This is a genomic window from Pseudomonas sp. FW305-3-2-15-E-TSA4, from assembly GCF_058787295.1.
On record NZ_JBYSZP010000013.1, the window covers coordinates 128,908 to 152,591 of the forward strand.

The 23,684-nt window shown below is 60.4% G+C and carries 19 protein-coding genes; 7 read left to right on the forward strand and 12 right to left on the reverse strand.

What is annotated here, in order from left to right; translation table 11 throughout:
• Positions 1–9 precede the first annotated feature (9 nt).
• The 11 genes from AC3WMV_RS18865 to AC3WMV_RS18915 all read right to left on the reverse strand — a co-directional run bounded on the left by AC3WMV_RS18865 (position 10) and on the right by AC3WMV_RS18915 (position 17,120).
• On the reverse strand, positions 10–297 hold the full coding sequence (locus AC3WMV_RS18865; protein WP_064589561.1) for a hypothetical protein: 288 nt from the start codon (positions 295–297) through the stop codon (positions 10–12).
• Positions 298–325: 28 nt separating this feature from the next.
• The gene (locus AC3WMV_RS18870) at positions 326–952 is read right to left on the reverse strand and encodes a hypothetical protein (RefSeq protein ID WP_064589562.1); all 627 of its coding nucleotides are present in this window, start codon (positions 950–952) and stop codon (positions 326–328) included.
• 530 nt (positions 953–1,482) lie between these two features.
• Positions 1,483–2,727, reverse strand: coding sequence for a metallophosphoesterase family protein (locus tag AC3WMV_RS18875; RefSeq protein WP_103368844.1), 1,245 nt, complete (start codon positions 2,725–2,727; stop codon positions 1,483–1,485).
• 25 nt (positions 2,728–2,752) lie between these two features.
• Complete coding sequence (locus tag AC3WMV_RS18880; RefSeq protein WP_103368843.1) at positions 2,753–4,621, reverse strand: c-type cytochrome; 1,869 nt, start codon at positions 4,619–4,621, stop codon at positions 2,753–2,755.
• A 208-nt stretch (positions 4,622–4,829) separates the two neighbouring features.
• Positions 4,830–8,282, reverse strand: a complete 3,453-nt coding sequence (locus AC3WMV_RS18885; protein ID WP_103368842.1) for a GMC family oxidoreductase N-terminal domain-containing protein — start codon at positions 8,280–8,282, stop codon at positions 4,830–4,832.
• Positions 8,283–9,353: 1,071 nt separating this feature from the next.
• Positions 9,354–10,124, reverse strand: a complete 771-nt coding sequence (gene etfB, locus AC3WMV_RS18890; RefSeq protein ID WP_103368840.1) for an electron transfer flavoprotein subunit beta — start codon at positions 10,122–10,124, stop codon at positions 9,354–9,356.
• A gap of 10 nt (positions 10,125–10,134) precedes the next feature.
• Positions 10,135–11,355 carry an electron transfer flavoprotein subunit alpha gene (etfA, locus tag AC3WMV_RS18895; protein WP_103368839.1) on the reverse strand — a complete coding sequence of 407 codons (1,221 nt, stop codon included), beginning with the start codon at positions 11,353–11,355 and terminating at the stop codon, positions 10,135–10,137.
• A complete protein-coding gene (gene dgcB / locus AC3WMV_RS18900; RefSeq protein WP_103368838.1) occupies positions 11,355–13,304 on the reverse strand; it encodes a dimethylglycine demethylation protein DgcB in 1,950 nt (649 codons plus the stop codon). Before dgcB ends, etfA begins: the two co-directional genes overlap by 1 nt.
• A gap of 153 nt (positions 13,305–13,457) precedes the next feature.
• Complete coding sequence (dgcA, locus tag AC3WMV_RS18905; protein ID WP_047596497.1) at positions 13,458–15,518, reverse strand: dimethylglycine demethylation protein DgcA; 2,061 nt, start codon at positions 15,516–15,518, stop codon at positions 13,458–13,460.
• Between the two features lie 15 nt (positions 15,519–15,533).
• Positions 15,534–16,064 (reverse strand): DUF5943 domain-containing protein, encoded by a 531-nt coding sequence (locus tag AC3WMV_RS18910; protein WP_007926354.1) that lies wholly within the window; start codon positions 16,062–16,064, stop codon positions 15,534–15,536.
• 78 nt (positions 16,065–16,142) lie between these two features.
• The gene (locus AC3WMV_RS18915; RefSeq protein ID WP_103368837.1) at positions 16,143–17,120 is read right to left on the reverse strand and encodes a dipeptidase; all 978 of its coding nucleotides are present in this window, start codon (positions 17,118–17,120) and stop codon (positions 16,143–16,145) included.
• 234 nt (positions 17,121–17,354) lie between these two features.
• On the opposite strand from AC3WMV_RS18915, the gene AC3WMV_RS18920 reads away from it, so the two are divergent.
• The 3 genes from AC3WMV_RS18920 (at position 17,355) to AC3WMV_RS18930 (ending at position 18,628) form a co-directional block, all read left to right on the forward strand.
• The gene (locus AC3WMV_RS18920; protein WP_086793643.1) at positions 17,355–17,756 is read left to right on the forward strand and encodes a lysozyme inhibitor LprI family protein; all 402 of its coding nucleotides are present in this window, start codon (positions 17,355–17,357) and stop codon (positions 17,754–17,756) included.
• Positions 17,757–17,859: 103 nt separating this feature from the next.
• Positions 17,860–18,183 (forward strand): helix-turn-helix domain-containing protein, encoded by a 324-nt coding sequence (locus tag AC3WMV_RS18925; RefSeq protein ID WP_103368836.1) that lies wholly within the window; start codon positions 17,860–17,862, stop codon positions 18,181–18,183.
• Positions 18,184–18,211: 28 nt separating this feature from the next.
• Complete coding sequence (locus AC3WMV_RS18930; protein WP_027610648.1) at positions 18,212–18,628, forward strand: DUF3010 family protein; 417 nt, start codon at positions 18,212–18,214, stop codon at positions 18,626–18,628.
• Positions 18,629–18,767: 139 nt separating this feature from the next.
• Here AC3WMV_RS18930 and AC3WMV_RS18935 read toward each other — a convergent pair whose 3' ends face one another.
• Complete coding sequence (locus AC3WMV_RS18935) at positions 18,768–19,712, reverse strand: GlxA family transcriptional regulator (RefSeq protein WP_095121415.1); 945 nt, start codon at positions 19,710–19,712, stop codon at positions 18,768–18,770.
• A gap of 191 nt (positions 19,713–19,903) precedes the next feature.
• Here AC3WMV_RS18935 and AC3WMV_RS18940 point away from each other — a divergent pair, with 191 nt between their 5' ends.
• From AC3WMV_RS18940 to AC3WMV_RS18955, 4 genes are all read left to right on the forward strand, one after another.
• Positions 19,904–20,848 (forward strand): choline ABC transporter substrate-binding protein, encoded by a 945-nt coding sequence (locus tag AC3WMV_RS18940; protein WP_096795713.1) that lies wholly within the window; start codon positions 19,904–19,906, stop codon positions 20,846–20,848.
• 118 nt (positions 20,849–20,966) lie between these two features.
• The gene (gene cdhC / locus AC3WMV_RS18945) at positions 20,967–21,854 is read left to right on the forward strand and encodes a 3-dehydrocarnitine:acetyl-CoA trimethylamine transferase CdhC (protein ID WP_027610645.1); all 888 of its coding nucleotides are present in this window, start codon (positions 20,967–20,969) and stop codon (positions 21,852–21,854) included.
• A 140-nt stretch (positions 21,855–21,994) separates the two neighbouring features.
• A complete protein-coding gene (locus tag AC3WMV_RS18950; RefSeq protein ID WP_096795714.1) occupies positions 21,995–22,960 on the forward strand; it encodes an L-carnitine dehydrogenase in 966 nt (321 codons plus the stop codon).
• A 224-nt stretch (positions 22,961–23,184) separates the two neighbouring features.
• Entirely contained in the window at positions 23,185–23,661 is a 477-nt protein-coding gene (locus AC3WMV_RS18955; protein WP_103368835.1) for a thioesterase family protein, read from the forward strand.
• Positions 23,662–23,684: the final 23 nt, after the last annotated feature.

A 23,684-nucleotide genomic window follows, 5' to 3' on the forward strand; every position in this document is an offset into this window, starting at 1 on the left:
GTGGCACCGCTACCAGTTCCAGGATCTGATGATGCTCTGCGCCGCCTCGAAGATATTGTTCACATCAGCGGCACTCGGCGGACGTTTATAGTCCGGGTCGATTTTTCTTTGCAGCGCATCGTACAAACCATCGATCTTTTCTTCGGTTCGTTTCTTGTCGCGAAGTCGAAGAGCATCGAGCTTTGCTTTATTTGCATCAAGCGCCCGATTTTCTTCAAGATTGATTGCGCGACACCACTCGCCTTCAATAGGATCGATAAACGGCGGTGGCCCGATGGGTTTAAATGGTTTGATCATTAAACACCTCACAGACCATAAAATGGCTTCAGGAGAACCAGCCTCCAATCCAACTGACGACCGAATTGAAAGTATTGGTAATTTTCTCCCAGACATTCTTCAGCCAACTGAGGATCTTCTGGCCAATCTCGATAAAGAAGTCACCGATCTTGTTGAGTACGCCATTAAAGAGATTGCCAAAGTTTTCCATAAAACCAATAACCGCATCGGCACTGGCCGGAAATTTGTCAACTTCATTGATGGCCGCGTCGTAGATTTTGTCGATTCGCTCTTCGGCAGCCTTCTGGTCACGTTTACGCAGCTCCTCAAGTTTTTCCTTGTAGGACTTGGTATCGGTCGACCCGGAATTCTGGAACGCTTCGGTGGCTTTCACCAGCCCTTTTTCCGATTGATTCGACTGTCCTTCTCCTGCTTCCCTGGCTTCTTTTTCCAGCCTTTTCACACCTGGATCATTGGCGCCATTACTCAGATAAAGGCTGCGCAGGTGAATCTGTTGCAGGCGTGGCGAAGCCATCAGTACGCCTCGTGCCGCACCCGACGAGCGTTTCTTGGCATGAACGCGCATTTCGTTCAGCAGTTCGACATAAGCCTCTTTCGACGGAGGAACGGCCGCTTCGGCGACCGACTTGACTTTTGACTTGGCTGCTTCAGACATTTTGGAACTCCTTGTAGTGTTGTATTTATCGCACTTGGTGTTGTGCCCCGGCAGACAAATGCTGCTGATAAAACCGGCAGACAGCACTCGTCAAAAAACTCATACTCCGCCCATGCAACTGCTCGTTGTCTTTTTAATTCCGGCAATTATCAAACAGCATCCCACATGAAATACGCGCGAATTAAACAGCTTTCGCAGCGCCATCCCGAAATGGATTAATCACAAAGTAGGGTTTCTTGATAAAAAGCCAATAAATTGACTAAAAGTACTCCATTACAAAAAAAACTCCTGCATTGAACCCGGCGGAATTTATTGCTGAACAATTTTGTTCAATTCCTCACGTGCAGCCAAGTAAAGTCGCAGCCACCATACCTGTCAAACTTGCCAATAGAACTATCGGAAACTGTTTCTATTTTGATTCGGCATATACCGACAACCAAACCCTTTAACTAGCCAGCACAAGAGGAGTTAAGGTTTTTATATTTTCAATGCATGAAAAGGCCTGCGGTACAGATACCGCAGGCGCCCGGTCATGTGGATGACCACCTCACACTGCCATCCTCGCCAATAAACTCCTCGAAAATCTCCTCCCCCACCAACCTGATTTTCGCGTACCCGTTCAACACCCGCAGCGGATAGTCCGGATCCTTCGCATCCTGGGTCTCGGAAAACAGTATCCGTGGATGCCCGTTCAGCTCGCTGGTGGTGCCATAGGGAATCGCTCCGTGCCCGGCACAGCGCGCATGCAGTCCGCCCTGGGTGGCGTAGACGATGCCATTGTGCAGATGCCCCCAATACCAGTAATCCGGCTCGCGCCCCAGTGCATCGCACACCGGTTGATACAGCGCGGTCTTGTTGTGTCCGGTGATATCAAAACCCTGATGATGACTGAGCACCATGAGCTTCTTGCGTTTGGGCAAGCCCTTCATCCAGGCGATTTGCGGTTCGTTCAGCGTGCCGTCCATGTACAGGTTCATCACGTCCGAGGCATAGGCCGTGTCCAGCCCGACAATCAGCCAGTCGTCATTGATCAAGGCAAAGTAGCTGGTGCCCTGCTGCCCCGGAAAACGCGCGGCCAGTTCCTTGAAGTAACCGTGGGCGCCGCTGTACATCTCGTGGTTGGAATTGAGGGTGAACGAGCCGTGGGTGCCCATCGGCCAGCCCGACATGTCGGTGTCCTCCTGGGAGTGGGTGCCCGCGTAATAGACATCCCCCAGGTGAATGGTGAAGTCGGCATTGGCCAGTTGCATCTGGTTGGCCACCGACACCGCCGGCGCATGGCTGTTGAACGGCCCGGTGCCCCAGTCGCCGGCAATCGCCAACGTCACTTCGCGATCCATGGTCACCAGCGCCGGGTCGGTGCCGAAGGTCGCGTGGTGACGCAGGTTTTCGATCCATTTGAGCAGCGCCTCGCTCCACAGCAGATCCAGCAGTTCCCACTTGCGGCAGCCGAGCAGCGTGCCGTCCTTGAGCACTTTGGTTTGCAGTTGATCGGGGGACTGCGGCAATGGCGTCGCATTGCCGATGCGCAGGATCGACAACCCGTGGGACAACTCCCACGGCACCGCCGGCTCGTCGCCCGGCAACTCACCGTTTTTCAGCACGTATTGCGCCTGATCGTGACCGCGCTGCAGCAGCTTGATGATCGCCTGAAACTCCTGCGGCTCCAGCTCGCTGATGAGCTTCATCCAGGCCATTTCCATGCGCGTGAACAAGCCGTGAATGCGCAGTTTGACCTTGTCGTACTCGTGTTCCCAATGACTGACCAGTGACATGGCGTAATCCTCTATCCGTAAGGGCTCACAGGGTTTTCATGAATTCGATCAACGCACGTTTGTCGTCGTCCGACAGCGTGGTGCCGTACAGGTGACCGCTGTTGTGGTTGCCCTCCAGTCGGGTGTCGTATTTGAAATCCGCCGAGGCTTTGGCCTGAGCGCCCGTGGTGACGAAACCAACGTTGACCGGGTCGTAGACGTCGGAGCCGGTGATGAACACCACCGGACGTTTTTCCGGCGGTTGCAGCAGATCCCACAGGGTCGGCACCGAACCGTTGTGCAGGTACGGCGCGCGCAGCCAGATGCCGTCAGTCGGCGTGTTGCTGTAGCTCTGGGTCTTGCGATACGCGCCGAAGTCGAACGGCGGTTTCTTGAAGGTGTGGAACGCCGTCACCAGACCGGTGGTGAACGAGTCGAGCCGATGTGGATCGGTGCCCAGTTGATCGATGTTGGTGGTGACCTGCCCGGTATCGGCGCGGCCAAAGTCGTGGCACGCGGCGCAATTGGCATCCCAGATCGGTTTGCCCTGGGCGGCCTTGGCCTGATCCAGCGCCCACGGCCATGCCGGCGCCTTGTGCCCGAGCAGCCAGTTGGTCACCCGGTTGAAGCTCGGCGGCAGCACCGATTCCGGGGTCGCGCCCACGGCCATCGCGGCGGCGTAGTTGCGTTCGTGGATCTTGTTGTTATTGCCGTCCCAGTGCAGGTACATCGATTCCCGCGGCTTCTGGTTCCACACTTGCGGCAGATCGACGGTGCCGATGGTCGAGTCATCCGGGAAGCCGAACACCACCATTTTCGTCGGGTTGAAGGTGTCGGTGCGGCCCGGGCCCTGTTGCGGACGCAGCTTCTGCCAGGCGTAGGCCTGCTTCTGCTTGAGCAAGGCGCTTTTCGCCATCGGGATGATCAGATAGCGGTTGTAGAGCTTCTCGAAAAAGCCCAGCTGGAATTTGCCGTTGATCGCCGCCATCACCGCGTCGGTGGTGAATTTCGGGTCGCTGGCGCAATCGTAGGCGAACCACTGGAAGGCCTGCAGTTGCAGGGTGTTGGCCGGCGCGCTCGGCACGTTGACCGCAATGTCGCTGGCATTGGCCCGGTAGGAGCCGGTGTGACACAGCGCGCAGTTCGGTTCCACGGTCGGGTAACCGATCTGCCGCTTGGCCATGCCGATCGGCAGGTCCTTGCCGTTCTCATAAAGAAAGCCGAACACTTCCCAGCCGCCGGGTTTGGGCAGTTTTTCCGGGCACATCTGCGGCAGCACGGCGAACAGGTAATACGGGATCCGCGCTTCGATGCCCAGACCGATGGCCGCGTATTTGTAGTGATCTTCGTCGGAGGCGTACTCGTGCTCCGGCACCACCCGCAGCATCTGGTACCAGGTCTGGTAACCGATGAAACCGAGCAGCGCCAGTACGACCAAGGTACCGACCTTGAAGGTATGGCTCTGCCATTGCCGCGCCCAGGCCGCGCGCCACTCGCGCCAGCCATCGCACAGCAGCGCCCATGGCCGGTTCGCGGGCGTGGTACCGAGGTACAGCAGAATGCCGAGGATCAGGAAGAAGCTCAGATCGCCCATCAGCATCGGCACGAACACCGAGCCTTGAATGCTCGTATTGATCAGGTAAATCCAGAACACCACGGCGATCAGCCGCGTCAGTACGCACAGCCAGGAATGCACCACATAGCGCGGCGCATTGAAGCCCGACGGCATGTAAAACACGCTGATGCCCACCAGCAGCATCCCGGCGTTTTCCAGCCACGGGTCGGAGAGTTGCGGCGGCAGACCGACCACCGATGTCAGCAATCCCGGCGCGAACAGCGCCGGGATCGCGAACACCATGTTCATCGCAATGCCGATCCAGATGAAGCGTTGAAACCAGCGGATGTAGCTGTCCATATCATCCATTTCCTTCTGACCACCAACCAGCGATGTCCCCTGTGGTGAGGGGATTTATCCCCGATGGGTCGCGAAGCGGCCCCAAACCCTGCCGGCGCGGTCTGTCAGGATGATCGCGCACTCAGGTTTTACGACTGCTGCGCAGCCGATCGGGGATAAATCCCCTCGCCACAGAGAATCTCCTCAACACAGAAATCAGTAATCGATCTCAGCCGAGGGCCGTCTTCTCCAGGTGTTCAAGGATGATCGGATACACATCCACCACCGCGTTCTTGCCGAACATGCAGTCGATGTGGCCGTAACCCGGCACTACGTGCCGGCTGTAGCGCTCCGGCCCGTGGACTTCGCAGACTCGCTGGTAGGTCTTGAGCGTGCTTTCCGGCAGGTAACACTGGTTCTCCGCGCCGCTGATAAAGCAGATCGGCATCGTCAGCCGCTCGAAGTGCGGCATGTACACATCGTTGCCTTTGAAATCCACCAGATGCCCTTTGCGCACGATCAGCGCCAGGTGCTCGAAGGTCTCGATGTTCGACTCGCCGAACAGCTCGTGCAGGTTGTCGTGCAGGGTTTCGTTGAGCGTGTCGTGGCGATACAGCGAGGCGTACATAAAGGTGATGCGGTGGCACACCGGGTTGGTGCAATAACCCTGCGCCTCGATCCGCGCGTAGCCGTTGAGGGCCTTGTCGTAGAGGCGGTTGAACCAGTTCTCCTTGCTGTCGGCGTAAGCCGTCATCGATTTGATACCGATGGCATCGAGCATGCCCGGCAAGTGCAGACCAGCCTTCAACCCGGTAGCCGTGGCAACCACAGTGTCAGCGGCAATCTGCGAGCAGACCACCGAGCGCACACCCTGCAGCCCTGCCAGCAACGACATGAAGAATGTCGTCGCGCCGTAGCAATGCACCACGCACTGCACGTCTTTGGCCTGCGTCTCCTGCTGAATTTGCGCAATGGCAGCCTTGAAGTCGTACTGGGCGATCTGGTCGCCATTCCACTCTTTCTTGCTCGCCGGCAGCAGAATGCTCACCCGGAAATCCAGCAGCCACACGTCATAGTCGTGCTTGCACAGGTACTCCAGCAGGTTGGTCTGGATGGTGTCGGTGGAAAAGATATTCGAGCCGACGCCCAGGCCATGCACCAGCATCACCGGGCCTTTGCTACCGGCCTGATAACGGGTCAGGCGCAGCTCGACGCCGTCCTCGGTGGGGAAGAAATGCACCGCCGGGATCGGTGCATCCAGTGGCCGTTTCAGGCGTGGCGGCGCGTCGGGGTTGAAGTAGATATCGCCAGCGAAGACCCCGCCGTAACTCTCCCAGAGAATCCCGGCGAAGAACTTGCCGAAACGCGCCAGGCCTTCGATGCGCTCGCGCTCGTTACGCGCGTTGAGCACTTTCATGGTGGTCATCTGCTTGGCGAAATCGGTCGGATGAATGTGCATCACCCCGGAGCCGATCACCTCGCCCGACTTGTCCGGCCCGCGGTACAGCGTCACGTACAGGGTGCTGGTGTCGTGCCAGATGTTCAGCACGCCGTTGTCTTCCGGCACGGTTTTGAAGGCGCTGAAGAAATAGTCGTTGCCGTCCTCGGCGGTCAGTTTCATGTCGTATTTCATGTGCCGTGTGTCGACCTGCTGCTCGAATTGTTCGAACAGATTGAACACGCCGTTGCTGGCGGTCAGCGGTTGCGGCGACAGCGCCGGGGCATTGACCGTACCGACAATGGTCGCGGCGTGCTCCGGTTCCTTGATCATCCGGTTGAGGTCGTTAGCGGTGATGGTCAGGGTAAAGTCGATCGGCGAATTATCTGCCTCACCGCGTTTGGCCGCCGCTTCGTAGACTTTCAGATCGGTGCTTTGCGCGGCGGTGAAGGCGCGGGAGAAATAGCCTTTCATGGTTTCGGTGAACTGCACGCCGAGAGTCGGTGGTGCCACCTGTTTGCGCGGTGCCGACGGCAGCGTGTAGTCGATCTGCCAACCACGGTCGGCGGCGAGCAGGCCCATGTTGCGCTCGCTCACGGCGGAGATGGTCAGCAGCGGATTGACCGCCAGCGAGGTCGGGATCACCGCGCCGTCGGTCACGTACAGACTGGCGTAAACATCGGTGCCGGCCGCGCCGCTGAACACCTGGCCCTTGTGATTGACCACGCCTTGCGTCGCGTCTTCGCCCATCACGCAACCGCCCAGCGGATGCACCGAGACGATGCTGTGCTTGAGCAGCCTGGTCCAGATCGGATTCTCCACCCACACCCCGCCCAACGCCTTGGTGCTCTGGTACAGACGCTCATTGCCGAGTTTGAAGTTTTCCTGCTCGCCGACACCCGGCCAGTCGATGCGCAACTGGTCCTTGTTGTCGAGAATCATCCGGCCCTGGCCGCTGTCGTGGCTCATGATCAGGTAGGTCTGCATGTTGTGCAGCGCGCCATAATACGGCCCGCGCAGGAAGCTTTCGGCCTCGCGCTCCTTGTAGCCGAGCTTGCCGCTGAAACTGTCGTCGGTGGCCACGCCGATCATCTCGGCAAACCCGGCCATCGCCGGCACCATCGGCCGGCCGAGGGCGCCGGGGATCGAGCCCTCCTCGATGACCATGCGGCTGCGCCAGTCACCTTCGGTGCGCAGGTCGATGACCGAGGTGATGCACGGGCCGACCGGGTGCAGTTCCTTGGCCGAGTGTGCGCCGAAGCCGATGCCGTTGATGGTCTGCTCGCAGTTGTGGCCGAAACCGAGGATGTCACCGTTACCGCTCATGTTCTCGCCGAGCTGGCCGGACATCACCAGGCCCTTGTCCCGCGAACGCAGCAGGATCTCGGTAGAGCCGAGAGTGCCGGCGGAGACCACGACGATGTCGGCCTTCACGAATAGCGTCGGCGCGTCGAATTTCTCGCGCCCGCTGTCGAGGTACTGGAAGTGCACGATCCAGCCATCGCCGTCGCGCTCCAGATGCCGCACCTCAGCCTGGCAGAAAATCTCCGCGCCATGGTTCCAGGCATCCGGCAGATAGTTCATCAGCGTGGTGTTCTTGGCCTTGTTGTTACAGCCCGAGACGCAGTCGCCGCACTGGTTGCACGGCAGTTGTTCGACGCCGACGTGGTTGAGGTTGTTCGGCAGCTTGTCGAAGGTCACGTTGATCGGTGGCTTGTAGAAATGCGCGCCTTGCTTGAGGTAGTCCGCAGACTTTTTGTTGGCGTCGAGCTTGGGCAGGTTCGGCGCGTTGTTCGGGTACGGATTGGGCTTGAGCATTTCCCGGGCACGTGCGTAACCGTCCTTGAGCAGCGTATCGCGATGATCGCGTACCGCCTGCGGCCAGCGTGGATCCTCGAACACCCCGGGTTCCGGCTCCAGGGCAACGTTGGCGTTGATCAGCGATGTACCGCCGAGGCCGCAGCCGACCACCACGTTCTGCTGGGCATTCACATGCAGGTCGAACAGTCCGGTGCGCGAGCCAATGTGGCCGTCCGGGTCATGCACCTGCAGCTCTTCGGTCGCGGCGATCATGGTGTTGGGGTATTCACCGGGCTGGATTTCCCGCCCGCGTTCGAGCAGGCACACCTGCTTGCCGGCCCGGGACAGGCGCGACGCAGCAATGCCGCCACCATAGCCGGAGCCGATGACGATCACGTCGTAGTGTTCCTTGATCTCGCTGATGGGCGTTGCGATGCGTGTCATGAGGGTGTTCCTCTCTCAGGCAGATGGGGCAACTCTGCGGTTGCCTGCAATCAATGGGCGAACGGGCACCTGGCCTCCGGGTCGAGCCCGGCGACAGCACAGCGGTTAAAGCAGGAGGTCGCTACAGACGAGCGCGTTGATTGGCCGCACGACGTAACGTGCGCTTGCGTGGCGAGGGGGGATGGCGGTGTGGGCGGCTATCCATCATGCGTTCTCCCAGAACCTGATGTGGATAAGTGACGGCTGTCCTTGTGCCATTGCAGTGAAGACAGCGCAGGAATCGAAGTCAAGGCACCGCATTAGAACTGTATGAAATCTGATCAATTGCTGTTTGGACTATACCGGGCGGGCCTTGCAGGGTTTGGTAAACAAGTTATCCACATAACCGCCCACAGTAATTGGGGGTAACTGTGGATGACTGCGAAAATAACTCGCTGATTTGTGAAGAAAAATCGTGACTTATCCAGAATGATGATTTGCCAGACGCATTGGCTATTTTTTGATCAGATCTTTGTAAGCCACGGTTTTCATGGCTTGTAGAGGATGGCGAACACGTTATCCACAGAAGCGCCAACAGACTTCGGGGGTAACTTCGCGGCGGCTGTGGAAAAGCGCAGAGGGCTGTGTGAAATCGCGGTTTACACGGGGATTATCAGCTTTAAAAGCTTAATTGATCAATTATTGATCAATCCTATACAGGCCACGTTTTATATGGCTTGCAGCGGACAGCGAACATCTTGTCCACAGAAGCGCCAACAGAGAATGGGGGCAACTTGCTCAGTTATCCAAGAGAAAAAGTCCAGGAAATCCGTGACTTAGGCTGGTTGTTTTTTGATCGCAGCGCTCTAAGGCTTGATTGGCGTGGGGTGCGGGCAAAGGCAAACACGTTATCCACAGATCCGCCAACAGGGATTGTGGGTAAACACACTGAGATCTCCTGCCCCCTTAACCAATGTGGGAGCGGGCTTGCTCGCGAAAGCGGTGGGCCATTCAACTTTGATGCAGCTGAAACGACGCTTTCGCGAGCAAGCCCGCTCCCACAGGGGGTGTTCAGTGTCTGGAGGATCGTGGTTAGCGAACGACGCCTTCTTCAATCAGGAGTTTGAGGATCGCTTCAGCGCCGGCCTGCGCGGTGACGCCTTTAAGCACTTGTCCACCGCCGCCACTGGCTTTGGCGGTGGCAGCTTTCATACGGTCCGCACCGCTCTTGGCCTTGATCACCTTCAAACGTTTCGGCCGTGGCTTGGCCGGTTGCAGTGTGGAGACGGCCAGCAGTTCATCGTCCAGCACCTCAACGTCTTCGGCATTCAACACCCCGCGTCGCGCCGGACCGTAGGCACTCTGTCGAGGTTTGGGCGCGGCGTTATCCACAGTCGCCAGAAATGGCAGCTTCACCTTCAACCGCCGCCGCTGCCCACGGGGCAAGGCTTGCAGCACCAGCGCCGAACCATCATTGATCGACTCGACCTGCGCCAGCCCCACCACCAGCGGCCAGCCCAGCCCTTCGGCGAGCAAGAACGGCAACATGCCCGAGCCTTCGCCGGTTTCCGCCTGACTGCCGGTCAGCACCACCTGAGCGCCAGCCTCGCGCAGATACGCGGTCAGCGCCGGCAAGGCGTCGGCGCCAGCAGGTTGTTCCAGCACATGCAGCTGTTCCAGGCCCATGCCCAGATAGGCGCGCAGCGCCGGTTCCGCGACATCTCCGGCATGCAGCACTTGCAGGTTATCCCCAGCCAGTTGCAGGCCCAGTTCTACGGCGCGGGCGTCCTGTTCGGCGCGGCGTGGCCGGCCCGACGTCGGGTGGGCACCGATGGAAACCAGACTGATGATTTTTGTGCTCATAACCCGTTCCTTAAGCCGCATCGCGCTTGGCTTCGTTGCGGTAAGCCGCTACCGCCGCGATCAACGCCTGAAGAATTTCCGCGCTCTCGCCAATCACCGACAGGTCGGCGCGTTTGATCATGTCGCAACCGGGGTCGAGGTTGATCGCCACCACCTTGTCACAGGCACCGATGCCCTGCAGGTGCTGGATCGCCCCGGAGATACCCACAGCCACGTAAACCCGCGCGGTGACCCAAGTGCCGGACGCACCGACCTGCCGATCACGGGCCATGAAGCCATCGTCTACCGCGACCCGCGAGGCGCCTTCGGTGGCGCCGAGTGCCGCAGCGGTCTGGTGGAACAGCGCCCAGTCCTTGACCCCGTTGCCGCCGGAGAAAATGAACTCGGCTTCGGCCATCGGAATCGCCGCCGGGTCCACCGCGACCGCGCCAAGATCCTCGATCCGCGACAGGCTGCGCGCAATCGTTGTGGATAACTCCACCGGCAGTGCCTCATGACGGGTTTCGCTGACCGGTTCGGCGCATTCGGCTGCGGCCAGAATCAAACGTGCGACCGGACGCGCCAGGTCTTGCAGGCCCGCGCCAGCGCGACCGATGCATTCCTGATCCTTGACTTGCCAGACCCGCGTTGCCGGGCGTTCGCCCAGTGCCGCGGCAAAACGCCGACCGAGTTCACCACCACCGCTGCGGCTGTCCGGCAGCAGCCAGTGGCGTGGATTGAACTGGTTATCCACAGCCCGCAGGCCCTGCACCCGTTGTTCCGGTGCATAACCGCTGAATTGCTCGCCCTCCAGTACCAGCAAGCGATCGACGCCGGCCGTGGCGAAGGCGTTCTCTTTGTGTTCGCCAAACACCACCGCCAGCACCGCGCCGTCGTTGCCGGCCAATTGATGAGCCAGGCCCAGCAAGTCGCGGTCGTGGCTGCTCAGGCGACCGCCAACCATGTCCGGCACCACGCTGATGTAAAACGCAGGGGCCGGTACCTGATGCAGCGGCAACTGCACTTCAACCGTGGCCGAGCGTTTGACCGCCCCGCCCTGTTGCGCGCCGCTGCGATCGATACGCTTGATGCCGTTGGGGCCGATGAAACCGATGCCGTGCAGGTTCTTGCGGATGACACCATTGGGGCCCATCCAGCTGTGTTGCGCCGGTTGCATCGCCGCGTGCAGCGGATGCAGACGGTTACGCGCAATCCATTCGGCGCGCGGGTCGCGGCGGATAATGTCGCTCATCAGTGGGCCTCCGCAGGTTCACGTTTGGCCGGTGCAGTCGGCTTGTTCGGCGCGGCGTCTTCGAGCAGCGCGTCGGCCACCAGTTCGGCGATGTCCTTGATCAGCGGACGCGGTTCGACCACACCCTCGAGCATCGCCGTGCACTGTGGACAACCTACTGCCACCAGCTCGGCGCCGGTCTCGCGGATGTCATCCATGCGCATGTCGGGAATCCGCTGCTTGCCCGGAATATCGGTGATCGGCGCGCCGCCACCGCCGCCGCAGCAGCGTGAGCGGAAGCCGGAACGTTGCATCTCTTTGACCTCGATGCCGAGGGCGCGCAGCACTTCGCGCGGTGCCTCGTACTCGCCGTTGTAGCGACCGAGGTAGCACGGGTCGTGGTAGGTCACGCTGTTGCCTTTGTGCTGACCGAGGTTCAGCGCACCGGCCTGAATGATTTCCGCCATGTAGGTGCTGTGGTGCTGCACCAGGTAGTTGCCGTCGAAGGCACCGTACTCGTTTTTCAGCACATGGAAGCTGTGCGGGTCGCAGGTGACGATGCGGTTGAAGTTGTATTTGGCCAGGGTCTGGATATTGCGTTTGGCGAGCAGCTGGAAGGTCGCTTCGTCGCCTAAACGCCGGGCCACGTCACCGCTGTCACGTTCTTCGAGGCCGAGTACGGCGAAGTCGACCTTCGCGGCTTTCAGCACTTTGACGAACGCACGCAAGGTGCGCTGGTTACGCATGTCGAAGGCACCGTCGCCGACCCAGAACAGCACGTCGGTGGATTTCTTTTCGCTAAGCAGAGTGAGGTTCAGATCCGCCGCCCAGTTCATCCGCCCGCCCGGAGCGAAACCGCCGGGGTTGTCAGTGGCGATGAGGTTTTCCAGGACCTCGGCACCCTTGTTCGGGGTCGCGCCTTTTTCCAGCGTCAGATGGCGGCGCATGTCGACGATGGCGTCGACGTGCTCGATCATCATCGGGCATTCCTCGACGCAGGCGCGGCAGGTGGTGCACGACCACAGGGTTTCGGCATCTACCAGACCATTGACGATAGGTTGATGCGGATTGCCGCTGTGCTCACCGATTGGCTTGCCCGGATAAGGGCTACCGGCAAACTTCGCGTCAGTGCCGCCAGCCAGGCCGACGACCATGTCCTGAATCAGCTTTTTCGGGTTCAGCGGCTGGCCGGCAGCGAAGGCCGGGCACGCCGCTTCGCACTTGCCGCACTGCACGCAGGCGTCAAAACCGAGCAACTGGTTCCAGGTGAAGTCCTTGGGTTTTTCCACGCCGAGCGGCGCGCTTGGATCATTCAGATCCAGCGGTTTCAAACCGGTGGAACGACCGCCGCCAAAGCGCTCGGCGCGGCGGTGCCAGGCCAGGTGCAGGGCGCCGGCGAAGGCGTGCTTCATCGGCCCGCCCCAGGTCATGCCGAAGAACAGCTCCGACACGCCCCACAAAACGCCGAGCCCGAGAATCGCCGCCAGCAGCCAGCCGCCGAAGTTCTCCGGGAGAATTCCGGCCACCGGCAGGGTCACCAGGAAGAACGAGGCGGAGAAAGCCAGCAGGCTTTTCGGCAGGCGCATCCACGGGCCTTTCGACAACCGTGCCGGCGGGTTGAGCCGGCGCCGGTAAACGAAGAGCGCACCGACGAACATCACCGCCGTCATCAACAGCAGCGCATAGCCGAGGATGCGGTTATGCAGGCCGAAACCGTGCACCAGAATCGCCAGCACGATCGACGCCACCGCACCACCGGCCGTGGCGACGTGGGTGTTGGCAATGTATTTGTCCCGCGCCACCACGTGGTGCAAGTCGACCATGTAACGCTTGGGCATGGCCAACAGGCCGCCGAGCAGATCGACCTTCGAGGCCCGGCCCCGACGCCACATGGCCACCCGCCGCAACGCACCCAGCACCGCAAGGGCCAGGGCTGCGAACAACAGGATTGGAAGAAGGGTGTTCAACATGGTGAAGCTCCCACCAGTACAGCCTGGAGAAACACGGTCCGCTTTACTGTGGGAGCGAGCCTGCTCGCGAAAGCGCTGGGTCAGTCGACATCATCGTCAACTGACAGATTGCATTCGCGAGCAGGCTCGCTCCCACAGGGTTTGGTGCAAGTCTTAGAAGTCTTTGCAAAGGCGCAACGCGTCATAGATCGCAGCATGGGTATTACGCTGCGCCACGCAGTCACCGATGCGGAACAGCAAGTAGCCGTCACCGGTGCTGCTCAACGATGGCTGCGGCTGGATAGCGAACAGCGCTTCGACGTCGATCTGGCCCTTGTTGCGCGAACCCTCTTTGAGCGCGTAGTAGATCTCCTCATCCGGACGCACGCCGTTTTCCACCACCACCTGATCGACCACCCGCTCCTCTTTGGCGCCGGTGTATTCGTTCTCCAGCACCGCCACCAGCTTGTCGCCTTCGCGGTAGACCTTTTCCAGCATCATGTCGCCGGTCATGATCACTTCTTTCGGGTACATGCTGCGGTAGTAAGTCGGGAACGATGTACCGCCGATGGCCACGCCCGGCTTGATGTCGTCGGTGACGATCTCGACCTGGCTGCCCTTGTCGGCGAGGAAGTCGGCCACCGACATCCCGGTGAACTCGCAGATGGTGTCGTAGACCAGCACGTTCTTGCCCGGCGCGACCTTGCCGTCGAGCACGTCCCAGCTGCTGACCACCAACCCTTCGGCGGCGCCCCAGTGTTCGTTCTGCTCAAGGAATGGATGCCCACCGACCGCCAGCACCACCACGTCCGGACGCAGATCCATAATGGTTGCCGCATCGGCCGCAGTGCCCAGACGCAGGTCGACTTTCAGCCGCGCCAGTTCCAGCTGGAACCAGCGGGTGATGCCGGCGATCTGGTCCCGTTGCGGCGCTTTCGACGCGGTAGTGATCTGCCCGCCGATAAATTCTTTCTTCTCGAACAGGGTCACGTCGTGGCCACGCTCGGCAGAGACGCGTGCTGCTTCCATCCCGGCCGGGCCGGCACCAACGATCACCACTTTGCGTTTGACGCCTGTGGACTTCTCGATGATGTGCGGCACGCCCATGTATTCACGAGAGGTCGCGGCGTTCTGGATGCACAGCACGTCCAGACCTTGATACTGACGGTCGATGCAGTAGTTGGCGCCGACGCACTGTTTGATCTGGTCGATCTGGCCCATCTTGATCTTGGCGATCAGGTGCGGGTCGGCGATGTGCGCGCGGGTCATGCCGACCATGTCGACGTAACCGCCTTCAAGGATGCGCGTGGCCTGGTTCGGGTCCTTGATGTTCTGCGCGTGCAGCACCGGAACCTTGACCACTTCCTTGATCCCGGCCGCCAGATGCAGGAACGGCTCCGGCGGATAACTCATGTTCGGAATCACGTTGGCCAGGGTGTTGTGGGTGTCGCAACCCGAGCCGACGACGCCGATGAAATCGAGCATCCCGGTGTCGTCGTAATACTTGGCGATCTGCTTCATGTCCTCGTGGGACAGACCGTCCGGGTGGAACTCGTCACCGCAGATACGCATGCCCACGCAGAAGTCGTCACCGACCTCGGCACGCACGGCTTTCAGTACTTCCAGGCCAAACTTCATCCGGCCTTCGAAGCTGCCACCCCATTCGTCGGTACGCTTGTTGACGCGCGGGCTCCAGAACTGGTCGATCATGTGCTGGTGCACGGCCGACAGCTCGACACCGTCCAGGCCACCGGCCTTGGCGCGGCGCGCCGCCTGGGCGTAGTTGCCGATCACCCGCCAGATCTCTTCCGGCTCGATGGTCTTGCAGGTCGCACGGTGCACGGGTTCACGGATACCCGACGGCGACATCAGGGTCGGCCAGTGGAAACCATCCCAACGCGAGCGTCGGCCCATGTGGGTAATCTGGATCATGATCTTGGCGCCATGCTTGTGCATGGCGTCGGCCAGATTCTGGAAGTGCGGGATGATCCGGTCGGTGGACAGGTTGACCGAACTCCACCATTGCTGCGGACTGTCGATGGCGACCACCGACGAACCGCCGCAGATCGCCAGGCCAATGCCGCCCTTGGCTTTCTCTTCGTAGTATTTGACGTAGCGCTCGGTGGTCATGCCACCGTCAGTCGCGTAGACCTCAGCGTGCGCGGTGCTGAGCACGCGGTTGCGGATGGTCAATTTGCCGATCTGGATCGGCTGGAACATTGCTTCGAAAGCCATGGCGGGTTCCTCGACTTACAACGGCTTGACGGTGAACAGGCCGTCGTCGTGGCCTTCTTCGGAGCCACCGTAGACTTGCTCGGCAACCGTACGAATCTTGCTGCCGCGAGCGGCGAGGATCTGGTCCATGGCGCCGGCAAACCAGCCGGTGAACATGTAGTCAACCTTGCGCCCGACCTTGCCGTAGACGTAGACGAACGCGGAGTGTTCGAGCTTGACGCTGGCGGTACCTTTGTCGAGGTCGATGTCCTGGATCTTGAACAGGCCCCAACCGCGTTGCGACAGGCGCTTCATGTAATGTTCGAACACCGCGACGCCTTCCAGGCCGTGGCATTCGGCTTCTTTTTCGCACCAGTGCCAGGCGGACTTGTAGCCGGCCTTGTAGAGGATCTCGGCATAGGCGTCGGCGCCCAGCACTTCCTCGATACCCATGTGGTTGTTGACGAAGAAGTGACGTGGCACGTAGAGCATCGGCAGGGCGTCGGAGGTCCAGACACCGGTCTCGCTGTCGACTTCGATTGGCAATTGCGGGGCGATCTTGGCCATGGAAACTTAACTCCAGAAAATTCGGTTTGTTGCCCCCGGCACGAACGGCCGGGGGAAAGGATTCAGAAGTGCGGTGGCTTATTCGCCCCAAACATCTTTCAAGACGTTGACCCAGTTCTCGCCCATGATCTTGCGCACCACTCGCTCGGGGTGGCCGCGCTTGAGCAGGGTTTCGGTCAGGTTCGGGAACTCGCCGACGGTGCGGATGCCCAGCGGGTTGATGATCTTGCCGAAGCTGGTCAGACGGCGGGCGTAGCCCTTGTCGTGGGTCAGGTATTCGAAGAAATCCTGGCCGTGACCCTGGGTGAAGTCGGTGCCGATGCCGATGGCGTCTTCGCCGACGATGTTCATGGTGTATTCGATGGCTTCGGCGTAATCGTCGATGGTCGAATCGATGCCCTTGGCGAGGAATGGTGCAAACATGGTCACGCCGACAAAACCGCCGTGGTCAGCAATGAACTTCAGTTCAGCATCGGACTTGTTGCGTGGGTGCTCTTTCAGACCCGACGGCAGGCAGTGGGAATAGCAGACCGGTTTTTTCGATTCGAGGATGACTTCTTCGGAAGTCTTGGAGCCGACGTGGGACAGGTCGCACATGACGCCGACGCGGTTCATCTCGGCGACGATTTCGCGACCGAAGCCCGACAGGCCGCCGTCACGCTCGTAGCAACCGGTGCCGACCAGGTTCTGGGTGTTGTAGCACATCTGCACGATGCCGACGCCGAGCTGCTTGAACACCTCGACATAGCCGATCTGGTCTTCGAACGCGTGGGCGTTCTGGAAGCCGAAAAGGATGCCGGTCTTGCCCTGCTCCTTGGCGCGGCGGATGTCGGCGGTGGTGCGCACCGGCATCACCAGGTCACTGTTTTCGCGGATCAGCTTCTGGCTGGCGGCAATATTGTTCACGGTCGCCTGAAAGCCTTCCCACACCGACACAGTGCAGTTGGCCGCCGTCAGACCGCCCTTGCGCATGTCTTCGAACAGCTCGCGGTTCCATTTGGCAATGATCAGACCGTCGATAACGATGCTGTCGGCGTGTAATTCGGCTGGGCTCATCAGGCGTCCCCTTATTGGCGATTCATGCGCCGAATCGTCTGCCGGCGCTTTGGGGCCAGCATATGCCTCGGTGCCGGGGCGACCGGGTGCAAAAACGACAGGGGAATTGCCGAAAGCGTCAATCCGCGACAAAGGGTCGCCAGGCGCCCCGATCAGCTACCTGTTCAAGCCCGCCAGCTTGAGCCAGAATCTGGTGCATCTTGGATACACCACTGGATTAGAGCGGCGACAACCATGAAATCGATCTTCCTGGCTTTGGCACTGATGGCGACCGGCGTACACGCCGCCGAAGACACCGACAACAACCCGTGCGACGCGGTGGAAAACGACGTCCAGACCCTGGAATGCTCGACCTACAGCCGCACCACCGCCGAAGACCTGCTCAAGGACAACTACGCCAGCCTCAACGAGCGCATGCAGACCACCTACGGCAAAAACGCCGCGCAACTGGCCGACATCACCGCCAAACTGAAAACCGCCCAGCAACAATGGCTGAAAACCCGCGACGCCGATTGCGCCGTGGAAGCCTTCCCCGCCACCGAAGGCAGCAAGGCGTTCAAGATTGCGCAGAATGACTGCGTGGCACGGATGAGTGACGAACGGTCGGAGTTTTTGGAGTCGATTGGGCAGGAGTGATCCTGGAATTTCGGCAACATGCCGACAAACGTTGTTGATTGGCCGACTGGAAAATATAAGTAAAGATTCGAAAATCTTATAAAAGACTTATATTTCCAGTGCCATGACTCAATCTGTCGACATCCAAATCATCAACGATGCCGAAGGCAACCCGGCCTTCGTAGTCATTCCCTACGCTCAATACGTCGCGCAGAAAATGCAACCCGATCTGATCCCGCATGAGGTGGTTAGTCGCATGGTCGACGGGGCGACACCGATCCGTGCCTGGCGCGAACACCTGAACCTGACTCAGGAAGAAGTGGCAAAACGTCTGGGAATTTCCCAGCCGGCGTTCGCTCAACAGGAAACGGTAGCTAAGCCACGCAAGGCAACCCGCGAGAGAATTGCCGCAGCGTTCGGCATCACCGCCAATCAGCTTGAGTTGTAGGCTGCCCTCTTCATTCAAAGGAATTCCCATGAACATCTGCGGCATCGAAATCAAAGGCAGCGAAGCGATCATCGCCGTGGCCTCCCTTGACGGGGCAACGCTGAGCCATGTGGCGCTCAACACCAAGAAAATCGCCCTCGACGATGATGACGAGGCAGCCAACGTCAAACGCTTCGCGGCGCAGGTCGCTTCGTTTGTGCGCGAGCATTCGATTGATCGGATTGCGATCAAGAAGCGCAGCAAGAAGGGTGAGTTTGCCGGTGGGCCGACCACGTTCAAGATCGAAGGTGTGTTTCAGTTGCTGGAGGGGTGCGAGGTAACGCTATTGTCGCCGCAGACGATCAATGCGCAGGCCAAGAAGCACAACTTTGAGCTGCCGGGGACGCTGAACAAGTATCAGCATGAGGCTTACAAGGCGGCGTGTTCGGCGTTGGTGAAGAAGTAACCTTTTCTTCAGACACTGAAGATCAAAAATGTGGGAGCGGGCTTGCTCGCGAATGCGGAGTGTCAGTCGACACATGAGTTGACTGATCCACCGCATTCGCGAGCAAGCCCGCTCCCACATTGGTTTTGTGTACATTCATTCAGGCTTGGGCGGTACGCCGGTCTTCGCGGGGGCAGCGAGCGAACCTCGCTCGATAGCTGCGGGTGAAATACGACGGTGATTCAAAGCCGCAGGCGATGCTGACTTCGAGCACGCTCATATCGGTCTGACGCAACAGCTGCCGGGCTTTCTCCAATCGCAGGCGCAGATAAAAATTGCTCGGTGTGTCGTTCAGATGCAGCCGAAACAGGCGCTCCAGTTGCCGCCGTGTCACCTTGATCGATTCCGCCAGTTGCAGCGTGGTCAGCGGTGGTTCGCTGTGTTGCTCCATCTCGCCAATCACTTGCACCAACTTCTTGTTGCTGATGCCGTAACGCGTGGCGACTTCCATGCGCTGGTGGTCCTTGCGCGGACGAATCCGCCCCAGCACGAACTGCTCGCTGACCTGGATGGCCAGTTGCGGGCCATGGGCCTGGGCGATCAGGTCGAGCATCAAATCGATGGAGGCGGTGCCACCCGCCGAGGTAATGCGCCGCCGATCGATCTCGAACAGTTCCTGCGTCACGCTGAGCTGTGGATAAGACTCTTTGAACGCATCGATGGCTTCCCAGTGCAGGGTCAGGCGATGACCGTCGAGCAGGCCGGCCTCCGCGAGGACGAAGCTGCCGGTGTCGATAGCGCCAAGGGTCACGCCTTCGTTGTCCAGGCGTCGCAGCCAGTGCTCAAGGGTCGGCGTGGCGAACTTCAACGGTTCGAATCCGGCCACCACTAACAGCGTCGCGCCTTTCTTCAGCGGCTCCAGCGCCGCGTCGGCGTTGACCGACATGCCATTGCTCGCCAGCACCGCCCCGCCATCGGCGCTGAGCACGTGCCAGCGGTACAGCTCGCCACGAAAACGGTTGGCTACCCGCAGCGGTTCGATCGCGGAGATAAAGCCGATGGCGGAAAACCCCGGCATCAGCAGAAAGTAGAAATCCTGGGACATGGGCGCACTCGGTTAGCGGGTAGCGTGGATCGTTGATACGCCGATTGTCGTCAGCGTTCAAGCGCACAGGTCGCTACAGTGCAAGAGCCAGTCGCCGCAGTGCGCTTTCAAAGGCCTACAGCTGCGTAACTTTGCATCACCGGCACGCCAGATGCCGGAACTCACAATAACGACCTGCCGAGGAACCCGACATGAAACGACTGATCAGCAGCTGTGTTCTTGCACTCAGCGGTACCGCTTTCTTGAGCGCCAGCGTCATGGCAGCCGAACCTGCGTCGTGCCAGAACGTGCGCATGGGCGTCGTCAACTGGACCGACGTGATCGCCACCAGTGCCATGACCCAAGTGCTGCTCGATGGCCTCGGCTACAACACCAAACAGACCAGCGCGTCCCAGCAAATCATCTTCGCCGGGATCCGCGATCAGCGGCTGGACCTGTTCCTCGGTTACTGGAACCCGCTGATGACCCAGACCATCACCCCGTTCGTCGATGCCAACCAGGTCAAAGTCCTGCCGGCACCAAGCCTGAAGGACGCCCGCGCCACCCTCGCGGTGCCGACCTATCTGGCGGACAAGGGCCTGAAAACCTTCGCCGACATCGCCAAATTCGAGAAGGAGCTGGGCGGCAAGATCTACGGCATCGAGCCGGGTTCGGGCGCCAACACGCAGATCAAGGCGATGATCGCCAAGAACCAGTTCGGCCTCGGCAAATTCCAGCTGGTCGAGTCCAGCGAAGCCGGGATGCTCGCCGCCGTCGACCGCGCCGTGCGCCGCAAGGAAGCCGTGGTGTTCTTCGGCTGGGCGCCGCACCCGATGAACGTCAACGTGCAGATGACTTATCTCACCGGCAGCGAGGACGCCCTCGGCCCGAACGAAGGCATGGCCACGGTATGGACGGTCACCGCGCCGAAATACGCTGAACAGTGCCCGAACATCGGTCGGCTGCTGAGCAACCTGACGTTCACCGCCGAAGACGAGAGCCGGATGATGCAGCCACTGCTCGATCACAAGGACGCCTTCGAGTCGGCCAAGCAATGGCTCAAGGATCACCCCGAAGACAAGCAGCGCTGGCTGGAAGGTGTGACCACCTTCGACGGCAAACCGGCCGCTGAAAATCTGCAACTGACCAGTAAATAACCCCCGTTTGAAAAGCCCCTCACCCTAACCCTCTCCCCAGGGAGAGGGGACTGACCGACGCTTCGCAGCCCGAGAAAGGGCTGCGAACAGACTCAACACGCCTGAAGGAAACCGCACCATGAACCACGACGTCATCATCACCTGCGCACTTACCGGTGCTGGCGACACGACCGCCAAGAGCCCCCACGTGCCGGTCACCCCGAAACAGATCGCCGCGGCTGCGGTGGAAGCGGCCAAGGCCGGCGCCACCGTCGTCCATTGCCATGTGCGCGACCCGCAGACCGGCAAGTTCAGCCGTGACGTGGCGCTGTATCGCGAAGTGATGGAGCGCATCCGTGAGGCCGACGTCGACATCATCGTCAACCTCACCGCCGGCATGGGCGGCGACCTCGAAATCGGCGCTGGCGAGCACCCGATGGAGTTCGGCCCGAACACCGACCTGGTCGGCCCGCTGACCCGTCTGGCCCACGTTGAAGAGTTGCTGCCGGAAATCTGCACCCTCGATTGCGGCACGCTGAACTTCGGCGACGGCGACACCATTTATGTCTCGACCCCGGCGCAACTGCGCGCCGGCGCCAAGCGCATCACCGAGCTGGGGGTGAAGGCCGAACTGGAGATTTTCGACACCGGCCACCTGTGGTTTGCCAAGCAGATGATCAAGGAAGGTTTGCTCGACAACCCGCTGTTCCAGCTGTGCCTGGGCATCCCGTGGGGCGCGCCGGCCGACACCACCACCATGAAAGCCATGGTCGACAACCTGCCTGCCGATGCGGTGTGGGCAGGGTTCGGCATCGGCCGCATGCAGATGCCGATGGCCGCGCAAGCGGTGCTGCTCGGCGGCAACGTGCGGGTTGGTCTGGAAGACAACCTGTGGCTGGACAAGGGCGTGCTGGCGACCAACGGTCAACTGGTCGAACGCGCCAACGAGATCCTCAGCCGCCTCGGCGCCCGCGTGCTGACCCCGGCTGAGGGTCGCAAAAAGATGGGGCTGACCCAGCGCGGCTGACCCAGCACTCATTTCCCCCTGTGGGAGCGGGATTGCTCGCGAAGGCGTTGGCTCTGCCCATAAAGATGCGTCGGATGTACCGGCCTCTTCGCGAGCAAGCCCGCTCCCACAGTTTTTTGTGCCAAATTCAGGAAATCACCATGAGCTTTATCACCGACATCAAAACCTTCGCCGCCCTCGGCAGCGGTGTCATCGGCAGCGGCTGGGTCGCGCGTGCCCTCGCCCATGGCCTCGACGTGGTGGCCTGGGACCCGGCGCCCGGCGCTGAAGCTGCGCTGCGCAAACGCGTGGCGAATGCCTGGGGTGCGCTGGAGAAAAACGGTCTGGCACCCGGCGCCTCGCAGGATCGTTTGCGCTTTGTCGCGACCATCGAAGAATGCGTGCGCGATGCCGATTTCATTCAGGAAAGTGCCCCGGAACGCCTCGAGCTGAAACTCGATCTGCACAGCAAAATCAGCGCAGCGGCCAAGCCTGATGCCTTGATCGGATCGAGCACTTCCGGCCTGTTGCCGAGCGAATTCTACGAGAGCTCGACCCACCCTGAACGCTGCGTGGTCGGGCACCCGTTTAACCCGGTTTACCTGCTGCCGCTGGTGGAAGTGGTCGGCGGCAAGAACACCGCGCCCGAGGCCGTGCAAGCGGCGATGAAAGTCTACGAATCCCTCGGCATGCGCCCGCTGCATGTGCGCAAGGAAGTGCCGGGATTCATCGCTGACCGTCTGCTCGAAGCGCTGTGGCGCGAGGCGCTGCACCTGGTCAACGACGGCGTGGCGACCACTGGCGAGATCGACGACGCGATCCGTTTTGGCGCCGGTCTGCGCTGGTCGTTCATGGGCACGTTCCTGACCTATACGCTGGCCGGCGGTGACGCGGGGATGCGCCACTTCATGTCGCAGTTCGGCCCGGCGTTGCAGTTGCCGTGGACCTATCTGCCGGCACCGGAACTGACCGACAAGCTGATCGACGATGTGGTCGATGGCACCAGCGATCAGCTTGGCCGCCACAGCATTTCAGCACTGGAGCGCTATCGTGATGACTGCCTGCTGGCGGTGCTGGAGGCGGTGAAGACCACCAAAGAAAAGCATGGAATGAGTTTCAGCGAGTGATGTGTCTGGCTTGAAACTGCTGCCCTCACCCTAACCCTCTCCCGGGGGGAGAGGGGACTGACCGAGGTGAATGGGCGAGTTACACCGACTTGAAATACCGAGCCGAACACAGGCTTTGAAAAGCCCCCGATCTGCTCCCTTTCCCCCTCTCCCCTATGGGGAGAGGGCTGGGGTGAGGGGTGGCTTTTGATCTTGATGACCCTTCAACTGCCGGAACCAACACCATGCCCACTCTCACCACCTACCAAACTACCATAATCCCCGACTGGGTCGACTACAACGGCCATCTGCGCGACGCCTTCTACCTGCTGATTTTCAGCTACGCCACCGACGCGCTGATGGACCGTCTCGGCATGGACAGCAACAACCGCGAAGCCAGCGGCCACTCGTTGTTCACCCTCGAACTGCACCTGAATTATCTGCACGAAGTGAAGCTCGACGCCGAGGTCGAGGTGCGCACGCAGATCATCGGTCACGACAGCAAACGCCTGCACCTCTATCACAGCCTGCACCTGGCCGGCGACGACAAGGAACTGGCCGGTAACGAGCAGATGCTGTTGCACGTCGATCTCGCCGGCCCACGTTCCGCGCCGTTCACCCCGGACACCTTGAGCCGCCTGCAAGCCATCGCCGCCGAGCAAGTCGATCTGCCCGCCCCGGCTTACATCGGTCGGGTCATCGCCCTGCCACCCGCCCGTTAATCCCTCCCACGCAAGGAGCCGCC